The organism is Pasteurella testudinis DSM 23072, from assembly GCF_900176075.1.
Taxonomy (GTDB): Bacteria; Pseudomonadota; Gammaproteobacteria; order Enterobacterales; family Pasteurellaceae; genus Chelonobacter; species Chelonobacter testudinis.
Window position 1 is genome coordinate 1 of the sequence record NZ_FWWV01000014.1, and the last position, 15,277, is coordinate 15,277.

14 protein-coding genes are annotated in these 15,277 nt (G+C 47.7%); 7 read left to right on the top strand and 7 right to left on the bottom strand.

Translation table 11 applies throughout. From position 1 onward, the window contains the following. From B8880_RS07185 to cyaY, 4 genes are all read right to left on the bottom strand, one after another. The coding region (locus B8880_RS07185; protein WP_084256944.1) for a helix-turn-helix domain-containing protein at positions 1–218 on the bottom strand (218 nt) is incomplete at its 3' end. Between the two features lie 137 nt (positions 219–355). Beyond that, a complete protein-coding gene (locus B8880_RS07190) occupies positions 356–1,243 on the bottom strand; it encodes an aldo/keto reductase (protein ID WP_084256945.1) in 888 nt (295 codons plus the stop codon). An 89-nt stretch (positions 1,244–1,332) separates the two neighbouring features. After that, positions 1,333–3,174 (bottom strand): DNA helicase RecQ, encoded by a 1,842-nt coding sequence (gene recQ, locus B8880_RS07195; protein ID WP_084256946.1) that lies wholly within the window; start codon positions 3,172–3,174, stop codon positions 1,333–1,335. Further along, positions 3,174–3,485, bottom strand: a complete 312-nt coding sequence (cyaY, locus tag B8880_RS07200; RefSeq protein ID WP_084256947.1) for an iron donor protein CyaY — start codon at positions 3,483–3,485, stop codon at positions 3,174–3,176. Before cyaY ends, recQ begins: the two co-directional genes overlap by 1 nt. 149 nt (positions 3,486–3,634) lie before the next feature. Between cyaY and lptM the strand changes: the two genes are divergently transcribed. The 3 genes from lptM (at position 3,635) to B8880_RS07215 (ending at position 6,036) form a co-directional block, all read left to right on the top strand. Further along, a complete protein-coding gene (gene lptM / locus B8880_RS07205) occupies positions 3,635–3,760 on the top strand; it encodes an LPS translocon maturation chaperone LptM (RefSeq protein WP_084256948.1) in 126 nt (41 codons plus the stop codon). An 18-nt stretch (positions 3,761–3,778) separates the two neighbouring features. Continuing rightward, on the top strand, positions 3,779–5,029 hold the full coding sequence (lysA, locus tag B8880_RS07210) for a diaminopimelate decarboxylase (protein ID WP_084256949.1): 1,251 nt from the start codon (positions 3,779–3,781) through the stop codon (positions 5,027–5,029). A 179-nt stretch (positions 5,030–5,208) separates the two neighbouring features. After that, positions 5,209–6,036: a MurR/RpiR family transcriptional regulator gene (locus B8880_RS07215; protein ID WP_084256950.1), complete on the top strand. Its 828-nt coding sequence runs from the start codon at positions 5,209–5,211 to the stop codon at positions 6,034–6,036. A gap of 115 nt (positions 6,037–6,151) precedes the next feature. Here the strand turns inward: B8880_RS07215 and melB are convergent, their stop codons facing one another. Together melB and melA are read right to left on the bottom strand one after the other, a co-directional pair. Further along, positions 6,152–7,525 (bottom strand): melibiose:sodium transporter MelB, encoded by a 1,374-nt coding sequence (gene melB, locus B8880_RS07220; protein ID WP_084256951.1) that lies wholly within the window; start codon positions 7,523–7,525, stop codon positions 6,152–6,154. 59 nt (positions 7,526–7,584) lie between these two features. Beyond that, a complete protein-coding gene (melA, locus tag B8880_RS07225; protein WP_084256952.1) occupies positions 7,585–8,940 on the bottom strand; it encodes an alpha-glucosidase/alpha-galactosidase in 1,356 nt (451 codons plus the stop codon). A 253-nt stretch (positions 8,941–9,193) separates the two neighbouring features. Between melA and melR the strand changes: the two genes are divergently transcribed. Then, positions 9,194–10,195, top strand: a complete 1,002-nt coding sequence (gene melR / locus B8880_RS07230; RefSeq protein WP_084256953.1) for a transcriptional regulator MelR — start codon at positions 9,194–9,196, stop codon at positions 10,193–10,195. Positions 10,196–10,259: 64 nt separating this feature from the next. Here the strand turns inward: melR and iolB are convergent, their stop codons facing one another. Further along, positions 10,260–11,081 carry a 5-deoxy-glucuronate isomerase gene (iolB, locus tag B8880_RS07235; RefSeq protein ID WP_084256954.1) on the bottom strand — a complete coding sequence of 274 codons (822 nt, stop codon included), beginning with the start codon at positions 11,079–11,081 and terminating at the stop codon, positions 10,260–10,262. 220 nt (positions 11,082–11,301) lie between these two features. On the opposite strand from iolB, the gene B8880_RS07240 reads away from it, so the two are divergent. The 3 genes from B8880_RS07240 (at position 11,302) to B8880_RS07250 (ending at position 15,223) form a co-directional block, all read left to right on the top strand. After that, positions 11,302–12,816 (top strand): CoA-acylating methylmalonate-semialdehyde dehydrogenase, encoded by a 1,515-nt coding sequence (locus B8880_RS07240; RefSeq protein WP_084256955.1) that lies wholly within the window; start codon positions 11,302–11,304, stop codon positions 12,814–12,816. Between the two features lie 81 nt (positions 12,817–12,897). Then, complete coding sequence (locus B8880_RS07245) at positions 12,898–14,031, top strand: Gfo/Idh/MocA family protein (RefSeq protein ID WP_084256956.1); 1,134 nt, start codon at positions 12,898–12,900, stop codon at positions 14,029–14,031. Positions 14,032–14,287: 256 nt separating this feature from the next. Beyond that, positions 14,288–15,223, top strand: coding sequence for a substrate-binding domain-containing protein (locus tag B8880_RS07250; protein WP_084256957.1), 936 nt, complete (start codon positions 14,288–14,290; stop codon positions 15,221–15,223). Positions 15,224–15,277 lie beyond the last annotated feature (54 nt).

The window sequence follows — 15,277 nt, forward strand, 5'->3', positions numbered from 1 at the left end:
GCGTATTCAATGGCGTTGAGCTTGTCTTGCAATGTATATTTTTGCGTAATATGCAACACGGCCAGACCATTTAAGCCGGAATGCCTGTATTGTAAAACCCATCGGCGGATACAGCTTTCCGGTGTTTGAAAAACGCGTGATGTGTTACTGATAGATTGGGGCTGTTGAAGGTAATATTCAACGACGTGTTGTTTAAATGCTTGGGTATATTTAGTCATAAAAATCTGCACCTTAGTTCGTTGGTTTTGGAGTCCAACTTTTGGGGTGCAGATCAACAAGCCTAACCGCACTTTTTTATCCGCTCTCAAACAAGAAGCCGCTTAACACTAAGCGGCTTTCTAACTTATTAAAATTATTAAGGAATATCATGTCCTTGTGAGGCTTTGTAAACTTCGATCCAGTCCTGTTCGCTGAATTGAATCGAGAGGGCGTCGACCGCTCTTTGAATCCGGCGCAGTTCGCCGGAGCCGATTACCGGCGTGATTTTTGCCGGATGGCTGAGCAGCCAGGCGTAAGCCAAGGTGTCGATATGGGTTTCGTTAAAGCGTTGCCCGATCTCCAACAGCGCTTTGCGCACCCGCACGCCGGCCGGATTGTCTTTGTTGAACAGTTCGCCGCCGGCCAGTGGCGACCATGCCATCGGGCGCACGCGTTTTTCCATTAAATAGTCCAACGTCCCGTCGTCGAACGGTGCCAAATGCAACGGCGACATTTCAATTTGGTTAGTGAGCAGCGGTTGATCGAGGTAGGATTGCAACATACTGAACTTCGACGGAGTATAGTTGGATACGCCGAAATACCGCACTTTGCCGCTATTGTGCAGATGTTCGAAGGCTTTGGCGACCTGTTCCGGATCAACGCAAGGCGACAGGCGGTGAATCAACAGCAAATCGAGATAGTCGCACTGCATTTTGGCGATCGAGCGCTCCGCCGAAGCCACGATGTGTTCGTAGCTGTTGTCGTAGTAATGGCTGTCAATGGTCGGAAATTCCTGACTTGGGAACAAGATACCGCACTTGGTGATCAGCGTGATCTCTTGGCGCAAAGATGGTTTTAATTTCAGCGCTTGACCGAACGCTTCCTCATTGGTAAACGAGCCGTAACAGGCGGCGTGATCAAAAGTGCGGATCCCCAATTCGATAACCTGCTCGGTTAATTGCAACAGTTGCTGCGGCGTTAAATTCCACTGTTTTAAGCGCCAATAACCATGAACCAGACGATCCAATTGAAATGCGGTTTTCATGTTTTACCCCTTATATTATAAATAAGAATCACGGCAGAAATCATAACGCAAAAGTGCGGTTTGGCTACAGCAAGATTACGATTATTTTATCATTCTTGTCGGCTGTTGTTCAGATTGGTTTGGTGCTCTTTGATCAGCGCCATAAACGGTTGCGCAAAGCGATCCAACTTACGCAGCCCGACGCCGTTGATTTGCAGCATTTCATTATTGGAGGTCGGCATTAACTGCGCCATCTCCTGCAAGGTGGCGTCGTTGAACACGATATACGGCGGAATGCTTTCTCGGTCGGCGATCTGTTTGCGCAGAAAACGCAGACGGGCGAATAGATCTTTGTCGTAATTTTTCAGGCCGGAACTTTGCGTACGCTGAATCACCGACATCGACAAGCGCGGCGTTGCCAGTGAAAGTGCGGTTTCGCCGCGTAAAATCGGACGGGCGGCTTCGGTCAGACGCAAAGCGGAAAATTGCATGATGTTCTGCTCGATGTAACCCAAATGAATCAGTTGGCGGATCACATTGGTCCAATACTCTTGGCTCTGCTCTTTGCCGATAGCAAACACCGACAGTTTATCGTGGCCGTACTCTTTAATCCGTTGATTTTGCAAGCCGCGTAGCACCGCGATCACATAGTGCAAACCGAAATTCTGCCCGACACGGTAAATCACCGACATCACTTTCTGTGCGTCCAACAGCCCGTCGTAGGATTTGGGCGGATCCAGACAGATATCGCAGTTTTGGCACGGCGTATTGCGCTGTTCGCCGAAATAATTCAACAGCACCAAGCGGCGGCAAGTCTGCGCTTCGGCAAACGCCCCCATCGCCTGCAATTTATGCTGTTCGATTTGGCGTTGCTGATTTTTCGGTTTTTCCAATAAAATTTTATTCAGCCAAGCATAATCGGACGGATCGTACAGCAGCACCGCTTCCGCCGGCAAATGGTCACGCCCCGCACGTCCGGTTTCTTGGTAATAGGCTTCGATACTGCGCGGTAAGTCGAAGTGCAGCACAAAGCGCACGTTGGATTTATTGATCCCCATGCCGAACGCCACCGTCGCCACCACCACTTGAATATTGTCGCGCTGAAATGCTAACTGGGTCGCTTCGCGCTGCTCGATGCTCATGCCGGCGTGGTAAGGCGCACAACTGACATTGCGCCGTTGCAGGCTTTCGCACAACTGTTCGGTTTTCTTGCGGCTGTTGCAATACACAATTCCGCTCTTGCCTTTTTGCGCCAGCACGAAACGGCACATCTGTTCCACGCCTTTGTATTTTTCGACCAAGGTATAACGGATATTGGCACGATCAAAGCTGCCGATATATTGGTAGGGTTGGCTTAAATTGAGGTGTTGCAGAATGTCTTGTCGGGTCGCACTGTCGGCGGTGGCGGTCAGCGCCATCACCGGCACGTTGAAAAAGCTCTTTTTCAAACCGCCAAGTGCGGTATATTCCGGACGGAAATCGTGTCCCCATTGCGAAATACAGTGCGCTTCGTCAATCGCAATAAAGCTGACCCGACATTGGCAGATAAATTGGAAAAACGCGGTGGTCATCACCTTTTCCGGCGAAATGTAGAGCAGTTTCAATGCGCCGCTGATCGCCTTGCTTTGCACTTGCTGTTGCTCGGCGAAAGATTGGGTCGAATTCAAATACGCCGCTTCCACACCATTGCTCAACAGTTGATCAACCTGATCTTTCATCAGCGAAATCAACGGCGAAATCACCAGCGTTAAGCCGTCGAAACACAGCGCCGGCACTTGGTAGCACAGCGATTTTCCGCTGCCGGTCGCCATCACGACTAAACTGTCCTGCCCGCTCAACACCGCTTCGATAACCGCCTGCTGCCCTTGGCGAAAGGCATGGTAACCGAACACTTGTTGCAGAACATCAAGTGCGGTTTGCAGGGTCGGTAGTTTAGGCGAATCGGCAAGCATTAAGCAATGGTTACCGTTTCACCGTAATACGCACTGAGCGCCGCGCTCAAGAGAGGGAAAAACGCCTGTTGATCGGCGGTGAGCCATTGTCCGTCACGGTATTTAAAGTGATAGCCGCCCAATTTGCTCGCCAGCCACAGCTCCAACAGCGGCTCTTGTTTGTTGATGACAATTTGCTGCCCGTTTTCAAAGGTGATGGAAAACACCGAGCCGTGCGTGTCGCAATCGACATCAATCTCTTGCTCGTCAAGTTGCTCTTCGACATAAGACCAGGTTTGCTCAACCTGTCGATGAAATTCTGCTACGTTCATAAATTTAGGGTCTGTTGTTCTTTACTGAAATGAGTGGTGACAAATTATAGTCAGTTTAACACAATAGTGATAGCACAAAGCGGCAATTAATGGTAAAAATAGCCGTTATCAATAGCAAAATTTTAACGAAAAACGGATAAGGAATCATTATGAAAAAATGGCTGAACGGTTTGTTAGTCGCCGTCATGTTGCTGGGTTTGACCGCCTGCGGCGTGAAAGGACCGCTCTATTTTCCGCAAGAAACGCAACCGACCACCGACTCAACCTCAGAATAGAATATTTCGGATAACCGCATGGATTTTTTTCAATATCAACAAAACCGCCTGATGGCGGAAAATGTCGCCGTCGCCCAGATCGCCGCCCAGTTCGGCACGCCGCTGTACATCTACTCCAGAGCCACGCTGGAACGCCACTGGCACGCCTTTGATTCCGCTTTCGGCGAACACCCGCACTTGATTTGTTATGCGGTGAAGGCCAATCCGAATATTGCGATTTTAAACGTGATGGCACAGCTCGGTTCGGGTTTTGATATTGTGTCGCAGGGCGAATTGGAACGGGTGCTGGCGGCCGGCGGCGAGGCGGCGAAAGTGGTTTTTTCCGGCGTGGCGAAAACCGAGCAGGAAATCGCCAGAGCACTAGAAGTCGGGATTCGCTGCTTTAATGTCGAGTCCGTTTCCGAGCTGCAACGGATTAACCGCGTGGCGGCAAGCGTTGGCAAAATCGCGCCGATTTCGCTGCGGGTCAATCCGGACGTGGACGCCAAAACCCACCCGTATATCTCCACCGGCTTAAAAGAGAATAAATTCGGCATCAGCGTCGATCAAGCCCGTGAGGTTTACCGCTTGGCGCAATCCCTCGCCAATATCAAAATCAGCGGCATGGATTGCCATATCGGCTCGCAATTGACCGAACTGCAACCGTTTTTAGACGCTACCGACCGTTTATTGGTGCTGATGCGGCAACTTAACGAAGACGGCATCGAACTGCACCACCTTGATTTGGGCGGCGGCTTGGGCGTACCGTATCACGGCGAACAACCGCCGCACCCGAGCGAATACACCACCGCACTTTTAGCCAAATTAAGCGCCTATCCGCAACTGGAAATTATCCTTGAACCGGGCCGTGCCATCAGCGCCAACGCCGGAATTTTGGTCAGCAAAGTGGAATATCTGAAAAGCAACGAATCCCGCAATTTCGCCATTGTCGATGCCGGCATGAACGATATGATCCGTCCGGCATTGTATCAAGCCTATATGGAGATTGTCGAAGTTGACCGCACTTTAGATCGGCAAAGTGCGGTTTACGACATCGTCGGCCCGATTTGCGAAACCGCCGATTTTCTCGGTAAACAAAGGCAACTGCGCATCGCCGAAGGCGACCTGATCGCACAACGCTCCGCCGGTGCTTATGGCGCCAGCATGTCCTCCAACTACAACTCCCGCCCGCGTACGGCAGAAGTGATGGTCGACGGCGATCAAGCCCACCTGATCAAACGCCGCGAAAGCTATGCGGATTTATGGCGGGATGAAGAGTTGCTACCTTAACCGTTTTGCGAATAACGCCGCTCTTGAGTGGCGTTGGCCTTATTTAAGCCGTCGCCTGATCAACAAAACCCGCTTAAGAAAATGAAATTAAATTTATTCAATTTATTAAATTGTAAAAACTATAATTAATTTCAAAAGACCTTATAATATTTATACTTTTTCTTCCAGAGATAAATGAAATGAATAAATCATTAGAACTTGAACAATTAGAAAGTCAAATTCGGGATCGTTATGACAGCCTGAGTAAACGCTTGAAGCAAGTCGCCAAATACATTCTGGATAACTCGAACAGCATTGTTTTTGACACGGTTGCGGTGATTGCCGAACGTGCGGACGTGCCGCCTTCGACCTTAATTCGTTTTGCCAATGCGTTCGGCTACAGCGGATTCAACGAAATGAAACAGATATTTCGTGAAAATTTAATGGAAGAAACGGTCAACTACAGCGAAAGAGCGGTTCTGTTTGATCAGATCGACCCCGATAACGCAACCCAAGGCGCGCCAAACGAGATTTTAAGCGTGTTTGCCCAAGCCAACCATCAAGCGCTGTTGCAGCTCAGTGCCCAAATCAGCCGTGAACAGTTGGAAAGAGCGGTCGATATTTTGGACGGCGCAAATAATATTTTTATTATCGGGTTAAAACGTTCGTTTAGTGTCGCCAGTTATTTAAATTACGCCTTGCACCACCTGAATTGCCATTCGTATATTATCGACGGTTTGGGCGGAATGTTTGAGGAGCAGCTTAATTTAATCAAGCCCGGCGATGTAGTGGTGGCAATCAGTTTTTCGCCTTATGCCAAAGAGACGTTGAATATTATGAATGCGGCGGCGAAAAACGGGGTCAAACAAATTGCGATTACCGACAGCCAAATCAGCCCGCTCATCAGTTTCAGTGACGAGGCGTTTATTGTGAAAGAGGCACAAGTCAGCGGTTTCCGTTCGCAATGTGCGACTATGACATTGGTGCAGACACTGGCGATTTCATTGGCGTTTAAACGTAAAGAGTAGAAAGTAAAGAATAGCCGAATTTATTTTTATCATCGGTGTAAAGTGCGGTCACCATCTTGATAACGATAAAACCTGTAGTTTTTCGCTACAGGTTTTTTACTTTTAATATTATCAGCTAGTCGGCGACACGGTATTTATCCAATAATCGGATATTCACTTTCGCCAATAGATCGCCGTGTAGTTTGTAATAACGGAAATACACATATAGTTTAATCAGATAGAAGAAAATCGGTAATGCGATCATAATCATTTCCATCCAAAAAATCGTTTCCGCCGTTTGGGTGGCATTCGGTACATAGTGAATGGCAGTTAACAGGATACCGATCAAGAAAGCGGACACGGCTGAACCGGCTTTGACCACCATCGTTTGCACCGCATAGGCGATACTTTCGGAGCGGATCCCCAGTTTGTATTCGCCGTAATCCACAGTATCAGCCACCATAATCACTTGCAGTGTCCAAAATAAGGCGCTGCCGATTTGCATAAAGATACCAGCGGTCACAATCAAAAACAGATTACCGTGACTGAAAATACCGGTGTAGGCCAAAATGGCACAGCTTAGCATGGAGAATAGGGAAATGCTCGCCCATAACGTTTTACGAGAAAAGAGTTTCGCCAAACGGGCAAATAAAATAATGACGGTCAGGTTGGCGATACCGGCATAGGACATATAATATGGGAAAAGTTCTTTATCGCCGACGACATAAGTAAAATAGTACACCGCAAAACCGGAAATAATATTACCGGCAATGTTATAGCACAGCGCCATTACCAACAAGCTGGAAAGTTGGTCGTTTTTCGGAATCAGCGATACCAATGTTTTTAAGGGGATTTTCTTGGCCGGTTGCCCCGCATCTTGCAAATGATCCGATGAATATTTTTCTTTGACATTGGCGAGGGTGATGATGGTTGAAACCACAAAAAATGCGATGATGACTAAGGTGAACATGCGAAAGCCATAACCTTTGTCTGCGCCGCCGACATAATCGACAAACGGCATACACACCCCGGCAGTGACAAAACCGGCAAGGCTGGCAAAAAAGCGCGGATAAGGCACTAACTCTTCACGTTCGCGCTGTTCCAGCGTTAAGGTTGGGGTCAGTGACCAAAACGGAATATCCATGAGGGTATAAGTCATTCCCCAAAGAATATAAGTCACCGCGATGTAAGCGATTTGTGCCGTGCCGCTAAAAAAATCCGCACAAAAGAGAGCGAAGAGGGCAAGGGAGTTGACAATCGTGCCGATCAAAATCCAAGGTTTGAATTTTCCCCAACGGGAGCGGGTGTTATTGACAATCCAGCCCATAATCGGGTCATTTAATGCGTCCCAAACCCGCGCCACCATAAAGATAGTACCGACAATTGCCGCGCTGACACCCAGCACATCGGTGTAGTAATACATTAAATACATATACACGATGCCGATCGCAAAATCTTTACCATAAGCACCGAGTCCGAAGCTGATTTTGGTTTTCATTGATAAGCTCATAACACGTCCTTTTTATTTTATGAAATACCGGATTACCGGTATTTCTGATTAATACGGGGTTATTCACCGTAGATCCACTGCGGCATCCAGTCTTTATGCGCGGCCAATAGCTCGTCAACCAAACTGTAAATCTCCTCCAATCCTAATGCGGCGCCGGTGTGCGGATCGAGCATGGCGGCGTGATAAATACGCTCGCGATTTTCCGTTAAAATCGCTTCGGTGGTGAGGCGCTGTACATTAATGTTGGTTTGCATTAACGCCGCCAAATGGTTAGGCAAGGCACCGACTTTTGTCGGCTGAATGCCGTTGGCGTCAACCAGACAGGCGACCTCAACGCAGCAACCTTGCGGCAAATTATCAATAAGTGCGGTATTTTGCACATTGCCGTAAATCACGCTCGGCGCGCCCGTCCAGATGGAATTGATAATCGTGCTGGCATATTCTCTGGATTCCGGCATCTGAATGCTGTCGGCTTGCTTGTATTTTTCCAGATCACTTTTCCAAGCGGCAATCTGCTCCACGCAGCGCTTCGGATATTCGTCCAACGGTACTTTGTAGCGTTCGATCAAATCAGGGCGGTTAGGCTTAATGAAATACGGGGTGTATTCGGCAAAGTGTTCGGAAGATTCGGTGACAAAATAGCCCAGCTTTTTCAACATTTCGTAACGCACCAGATTATTACAGCGCGGATTGTTATCCATGCGAGGTTTTGGTGCCTGTCCGGTTGCAAACGCTTTTAACAGATCGGGATAAATACTGGCGTAACTGCCGTCCGATAAGCGTTTTTCCAGATTTAAGTAAAATGCCATATGGTTGATACCGGCGCAGGTGTAGCGCAAATCGTCCGGATTCAGATCCAAATCGTGAGCCAACTCCTCAGCGGTTCCCTGCACCGAATGGCAAAGCCCGACCTGCTTGATGTGCGGATATTTTTCATACATCGCCCAAGTGTTCATTGCCATCGGATTGACATAATTCAACATCGTCGCATTCGGACAAACTTCGGTCATATCGTCACAAATTTGCCATAAGTGCGGTATGGTGCGCAAAGCCCGCATAATGCCGCCGACACCGAGCGTATCGGCAATGGTTTGTTCAAGACCGTATTTTTTGCAAATCTCAAAGTCGGTGACGGTGCAAGGTTCATAGCCGCCGATTTGAAAAGCCACCACCACGAAATCCGCTCCGCGCAAGGCCTCTTTTTGATTGGTGTAACATTCGATACTGCCGTTTGCACCGGCGGAACGCATCAGTTTGTCGATCACCAAATGGGATTCCTGCAACCGTGTTTGATCGATATCCATCAGTGCGATTTTCGCCTGTTTCAATGCCGGTTTATGGAAAACATCGCTCAGAATATTTTTCACAAAAATTGTCGAACCGGCGCCGATAAAGGTAATTTTAGGTGCATTCATACTCTTGTTACTCCTGTTTATGATGATTAATTATGTGATTTAAATGCAAAAATTTAAATTGTGGTTTCATCATGGCATGCACGCCAAAAGAAGTCGCTTCGAATTATCGGATAAAATTCCTGAAAGCTCATTTTTATTGATCATCATGACATAATCTGAAGTTTCAGGATTATTTAGCGGAAAAATACTATTTTACACCTGATAAAAATGCTAGCCTTAATCGCAATGAAGAGGGATTTTGGAGTGATAACCAATGAAAAAAACAATGTTACAAACAGCACGCTTTAAAGCGGTAGACGGCGATACCTTCGGTAGCGAAAGCATTAGTCCGCTGGCATTGTATTCCGATAACCAGCCTTTGCGGGTCAATTTACAACAACCGCCGGCCGCCATGCCGGGCTATCACTGGCATGGTCATATGGAGATCAACATTCCGTTTGAAGATGACGTGGAATACATTTTTAACGGGCAAAACGTGACTATCAAAGCCAATCACATCACGCTATTTTGGGCTTCGGTTCCCCATCGTCTGGTCGATTGCAGGCAGTGCAACGCGATGGCGGTGCTGGACGTTCCCGTGCATCTTTTCCTGTCTTGGCCGTTGCCGCAAGCGTTAATCAACCCTATAACCCACGGTATGGTTATCCAATCGCTCAATCCGGATCTGGTCAGCCGTTTTGAAGTGCTGCGCTGGGAAAAAGAGTTGAAAATGCTGGCATTGAGCCGTCAGCAGCTGGTTTATGATGAAATCGAATTAATGATAAAACGGATTGCATTGGACGGTTGGCAGCTGTTGTTGGAGAAAGTTTATGAGCCGCACAGTCAGCAAAAATCGTCTAAACACACCCAGCATTATGTCAGTTTAATGCTCGATCATATTGCCAGCCATTACAGCAAATCGTTAACCGTAAACGATGTGGCAAGTGCGGTCGGTTTAAATACCAATTATGCAATGGGCTTGTTCCAGAGCGTGATGCAACTGACGATTAAACAATACATTACCATGATGAGAATCAATCACACGAAAGCGTTGTTAAGCGACACCGACAAAACCATGCTGGATATTTCGCTGACCGCCGGATTCAACTCCATCAGCCGGTTTTATGATAATTTTCAAAAATACACCGGCTTCTCGCCAACCCACTACCGCAAAATGATTCGTTCCAATGATAAATGGCTGGCGCAGGGATTCAATCCGACCGAGCAACCGACGAAAGGCGCCAGTAACGGCGAAGATTTAATTGTCAGGGCGTAAGATGAGTACGTTTTTAACGAGCGGTTAAATCGTTAACCGCTCTTTATTGGCAAAACAGAGGTTGCTACTTAAACTTCTGCGCATATTCCTCGCTGTTGATCCATTGGTGATCTTGCTCCCAGGTGAAGCGCCATTTGCGTACCGGTCCCGCCATGACATTCAGATAGTAATTGTTATAACCGGCGATGGTGGCGACTGGATGGTAGCCTTTCGGCACTTTGACTACATCGCCGTCGTAAACCGCCATACATTCGTCCAAAGTGCGGTCGTCGGTATAAACCCGTTGCAGGCAGAAACCTTGCTGCGGCTCGAAGCGGTGGTAGTAGGTTTCTTCCAGATAAGTTTCGGTTTCCGAATTTTTCTGATCATGTTTATGGCTTGGAAACGAGCTGGTATTGCCCTCGTCGGTAAAGACTTCGACCACCAATAAACTGTCGGCGGCTTCGGTTTCCGGCAAAATATTGTGCACCAAGCGCTTATTATTGCCGAAACCGCGTTTTTCCACCCCGACATCTTGCGGTTTAATCACCCGAATCGGCAGGTTTCCGCTGCTCGGCGCGCGGCAAATCGCCAATTCCAAATCGGTGTCGGCGATCACTTGCACTTGTTTATTATGCGGCACATACAGCGAATACGGCGGAATCCGTTCAAAAGGCGAAGTGCGGTTGCCCAAATGCTCAAAAATTTTGGCATCAACGGCAAACGAGGCATAGCCGGACACCACGACAAAGCAGATTTCGGTATTGTCAGTATTGATTTCCTGTGATTTACCGGCGGACAGATGCAGCAACTCAAATCCGACATATTCCCAGTTGGCATTTTGCGGTGTGATTTGCTGGCGAAAATCGTTGCTGACCTGTTTGGATTTGGAAAGTAATTGGCTCATGTGTAACCTCTGTTTATCGTTCGTCACTGTTTGAACCTCAGTATAAAGGACAATGCCCGCCAACTGAACGAGATCTTTTGCAAGATTCTACTTGGATCACAAAAAATGAAATAAAAATTTCATTTTTTGTGTTTTTCGATTGAAAAAATTATTTCGTCGGAGTATCGTAACGGTGAAACCAGTCTTCATTATAACCAGTTGATTTTAGTCGAGGAGCAATATGAGCCAGTTTATTCCAAATTTTATCAATGGAAAAATCGTTGAAAGCCAAAGTGCCCGTTTCACCCCTGTTTTCAATCCGGCAACAGGCGAGCAAACCAAGCAAGTAAAATTGAGTACCGCAAGCGAAGTAGATTCCGCAATTGCCGCCGCACAAGCCGCCTATCCGGCATGGTCGCAACAATCCCCGTTGCGCCGAGCCAGAATTTTATTTAAATTCAAAGAATTACTCGAAGCCAACTTTGATGAATTGGCAAAATTGATCACCAACGAACACGGCAAAATTTATTCCGACTCCATTGGTGAATTAACCCGCGGATTGGAAGTAGTAGAATTCGCCACCGGCATACCGCACTTATTGAAAGGCGAATTTTCCGCTAATGTCGGACGCGGTATTGATACCCATTCAGTGATGCAGCCGCTGGGCGTGGTTGCCGGTATTACGCCGTTTAACTTCCCAGCAATGGTGCCGATGTGGATGTTCCCAATCGCATTGGCGTGCGGTAATACTTTTGTGTTGAAACCGTCGGAAAAAGATCCGTCATTGTCTATCCGTTTGGCTGAATTATTGCAACAAGCCGGCTTGCCGGACGGGGTGTTCAACGTGGTGCAGGGCGATAAAGAAGCGGTGGATATCTTGCTGCGTGATCCGCGCATTCAAGCGGTGAGTTTCGTTGGTTCGACGCCGATTGCCCAGTATATCTATGAAGTCGGTTCGGCACACGGCAAACGGGTGCAGGCATTGGGCGGCGCCAAAAACCATGCGTTGATTATGCCGGACGCTGATATCGAAATGACGGCGAATGCCTTGTTGGGCGCGGCTTTCGGTGCGGCAGGCGAACGCTGCATGGCGCTGTCCGTCGCCGTGACCACCGATGATGCGGTGGCTGATGCGATTATCGCGAATTTGAAACCGAAAGTGGAAGCCTTGCGTATCGGTCCGGGCGTGTTGCCGCAAGGGCAGAAAGAAAACGATATGGGGCCGTTAATCTCGAAACAGCATTTGGAAAAAGTGTCGGGCTATGTTGATCAAGGCGTTGCCGCCGGTGCGAAATTGGTGGTTGACGGACGCAATTATAAAGTTGCAGGACATGAAAACGGTTATTTCATCGGCGGAACCTTATTCGATCAAGTGACTCCGGAGATGACCATCTATCAAGAAGAAATTTTCGGTCCGGTGTTGTGCGTAGTCAGAGCGAAAGATTACGACAGTGCGATTAAGCTGATCAACGATCACCAATACGGCAACGGCAGTGCGATTTTCACCAGTGACGGCGACGCCGCCCGACAGTACAGCCAAGATGTGCAAGCCGGTATGGTCGGCATCAATGTGCCTATTCCGGTCCCGATTGCCTACCATTGCTTCGGCGGTTGGAAAGCCTCGATTTTCGGCGCATTGAATGTGTACGGCCCTGATGGCGTACGTTTCTATACCCGCATGAAAACCATCACCAGCCGCTGGCCGAACCACAATGTGCGTGAGCAAGGTGCAGCGTTCAGTATGCCGACATTGTAAAACGCGAATAACAACAAAAGCGGGCGGATTTGATATCCGCCCTTTTTTAAATCGACATAAGCGAGGAACAAGGAGTAATCAATGAAAACTGTCAAAGTAGGGCTTATCGGTACCGGATATATCGGGCGTTGCCATGCGATTGCGTATGCACAAGCACCAACTGTTTTTAATTTACAAGGCAAATTGGAACTGGAATATCTGGCGGAAATTACGCCGGAACTTGCCGCACAAAAAGCGCAGGAATTCGGTTTTAAACGCTCGACCGGCGATTGGCGTGACGTAGTGAATGACCCCAATGTCGATGTGGTCGATATTTGTACGCCGAATTTTCTGCATAAAGAGATCGCCTTGGCAGCGATCAAGCAGGGAAAACACGTCTATTCTGAAAAACCGTTGGCGCTGACCGCACTTGAAGCCAAAGAGATGTATGACGCCGCCACCCAAGCCGGTGTTAAAACTTTAGTCGGCTTTAACTATATGAAAAATCCGACCAGCCAACTGGCACGGGAAATCATTCGCAACGGCGAAATTGGCGAAGTGATCCATTTTTACGGAACACATAACGAAGACTATCTCGCCAGCCCAAGCACGCCTATTGATTGGCACTGCTATCGGGCGAAAGCCGGCTTGGGAGCGTTAGGTGATATTGGCGCCCATATTATCAATATGGCGCAATACCTGCTGGGGGAAGATATTGTCAGTGTCAGCGGTGATTTGCAAACCGTGATCAAGCAACGTCCCGATCCGCAGGACAAAACCAAACTGGTCGAAGTTGAAAACGAAGATCAGGCAAGCAGCCTGTTACGTTTTGCCAGCGGCGTTATGGGCACGATTGAAACCTCAAGAATCGCTTGTGGTAGGAAAATGGGATTGACTTATGTCATTACGGGAACCAAAGGTACAATTAGCTATACGCAAGAGCGCATGGCGGAATTGAAACTGTATCTGCACGACGATGATCCGGCACGGCAAGGCTTTAAGACGATTTTGACCGGCCCGTTACACCCTGATTATAAACCGTTCTGCGTCAGTGCCGGACACGGGATTGGCTTTAATGATCAAAAAACCGTCGAAGTGCGCGATCTGATCGTCGGGTTGACCGAAGACAAACCGATGTGGCCCGACTTTGAAGAAGGCTATAAAGTATCCCGGATTTTGGAAGCGATTGCCAAATCAGCCGACAGCAAACGCTGGGTTGATGTCAACGAAATCTAGATAAAATGAAATAAGCAGATCATTTTTATGATCTGCTTAACAAAACTGAAACAAACTTTCCAACAATAGACTAAATAGTGCTATTCTCCTTTGCGAAATGAATCAAACATTTCATATTTTTAATATTCTGATTTTTTATTCGATATTAAATAAATCACATTTTAACGTCGTCTTATTCCATAAACAAAAAAATGACGTACCTATGATTGATGTTTCTAATCGTATTATGTCACGTCCAATATTATGAGGTGAATATATGAAAAAAAGCAGTAAATTAGCCCTTTCTTTATTAACGCTGGGTTTAGCGTTTAATGTTGCCGCAAAAGACGAATTGGTGGTTTTCAGCTTGCCAAACTTGTCCAGCCCTTTTGAAGTGCAATTGTCCAAATCCGCGATGAATACCGCTAAAGAATTACAAGTCAACCTACAAGTGTTAGACGGACAAAGCAGCTCGACCAAACAAGCTGCCGATTTGGAAAATGCCATTACCAAAGGTGCAAAAGGCATCATTATTGCGCCGAATGACGTGAATGCGATTGCCGCCGCCGTGGAAGAAATTATTGATGAAAAAATCCCGACCGCCACGCTAGACCGTAAAGTGCAAAGCAGCGAACCGATACCGCACTTTGGGGCTAACAATTACACCGGCGGACAAGAGATTGCTAAAGTGGTCAAAACCAAGTTTCCGGACGGCGCAAATATTATCCTGCTGACCGGACAACCGGGATCCAGCTCCAATATCGAACGCATGAACGGCATTCGTGACACACTGGCGGCGGATGCCGGCAAATATACTATTTTAGTTGATCAAACCGGTAACTGGTTGCGTTCCGAAGGGCTACGCATTATCGAAAGCGTGTTACCGACCCTGAAACAAAAACCGGATGTGATTCTATCCGCCAATGACGATATGGCACTGGGTGCAATCGAAGCACTGCACGGATTGGGCTATAAAGCCGGTGATATTTTGGTGACCGGTTTTGATGCCGGCCCGGAAGCGTTATCCCGAATCAAAGAAGGTTGGTTATATGCAACTGCTGACCAACGTCCGAGCTATGCCGTGAAAACCGCACTTGAGCAAGTCGTTGCGAAAGCCCACGGCGGCGCTGATGTTCAAGGGCTGGACTTTGCTCCGACCATTATCACTCAAAGCAACTTAAATGATGCGGAACGAATCGGAGAAGTAAAATAAATCAATTTCCGACCGCAATATAACACGGTATTGCGGTCGGATCTGAGAGGTCTT

What these genes read in the sequence shown, in the direction of transcription:
- melA (WP_084256952.1), bottom strand. Translation starts at nt 8,940, where the DNA reads ATGAATGCACCTAAAATTACCTTTATCGGCGCCGGTTCGACAATTTTT.
- B8880_RS07215 (WP_084256950.1), top strand. Translation starts at nt 5,209, where the DNA reads ATGAATAAATCATTAGAACTTGAACAATTAGAAAGTCAAATTCGGGAT.
- melR (WP_084256953.1), top strand. Translation starts at nt 9,194, where the DNA reads ATGAAAAAAACAATGTTACAAACAGCACGCTTTAAAGCGGTAGACGGC.
- lysA (WP_084256949.1), top strand. Translation starts at nt 3,779, where the DNA reads ATGGATTTTTTTCAATATCAACAAAACCGCCTGATGGCGGAAAATGTC.
- recQ (WP_084256946.1), bottom strand. Translation starts at nt 3,174, where the DNA reads ATGCTTGCCGATTCGCCTAAACTACCGACCCTGCAAACCGCACTTGAT.
- iolB (WP_084256954.1), bottom strand. Translation starts at nt 11,081, where the DNA reads ATGAGCCAATTACTTTCCAAATCCAAACAGGTCAGCAACGATTTTCGC.
- lptM (WP_084256948.1), top strand. Translation starts at nt 3,635, where the DNA reads ATGAAAAAATGGCTGAACGGTTTGTTAGTCGCCGTCATGTTGCTGGGT.
- B8880_RS07250 (WP_084256957.1), top strand. Translation starts at nt 14,288, where the DNA reads ATGAAAAAAAGCAGTAAATTAGCCCTTTCTTTATTAACGCTGGGTTTA.
- cyaY (WP_084256947.1), bottom strand. Translation starts at nt 3,485, where the DNA reads ATGAACGTAGCAGAATTTCATCGACAGGTTGAGCAAACCTGGTCTTAT.
- B8880_RS07190 (WP_084256945.1), bottom strand. Translation starts at nt 1,243, where the DNA reads ATGAAAACCGCATTTCAATTGGATCGTCTGGTTCATGGTTATTGGCGC.
- B8880_RS07245 (WP_084256956.1), top strand. Translation starts at nt 12,898, where the DNA reads ATGAAAACTGTCAAAGTAGGGCTTATCGGTACCGGATATATCGGGCGT.
- B8880_RS07240 (WP_084256955.1), top strand. Translation starts at nt 11,302, where the DNA reads ATGAGCCAGTTTATTCCAAATTTTATCAATGGAAAAATCGTTGAAAGC.
- melB (WP_084256951.1), bottom strand. Translation starts at nt 7,525, where the DNA reads ATGAGCTTATCAATGAAAACCAAAATCAGCTTCGGACTCGGTGCTTAT.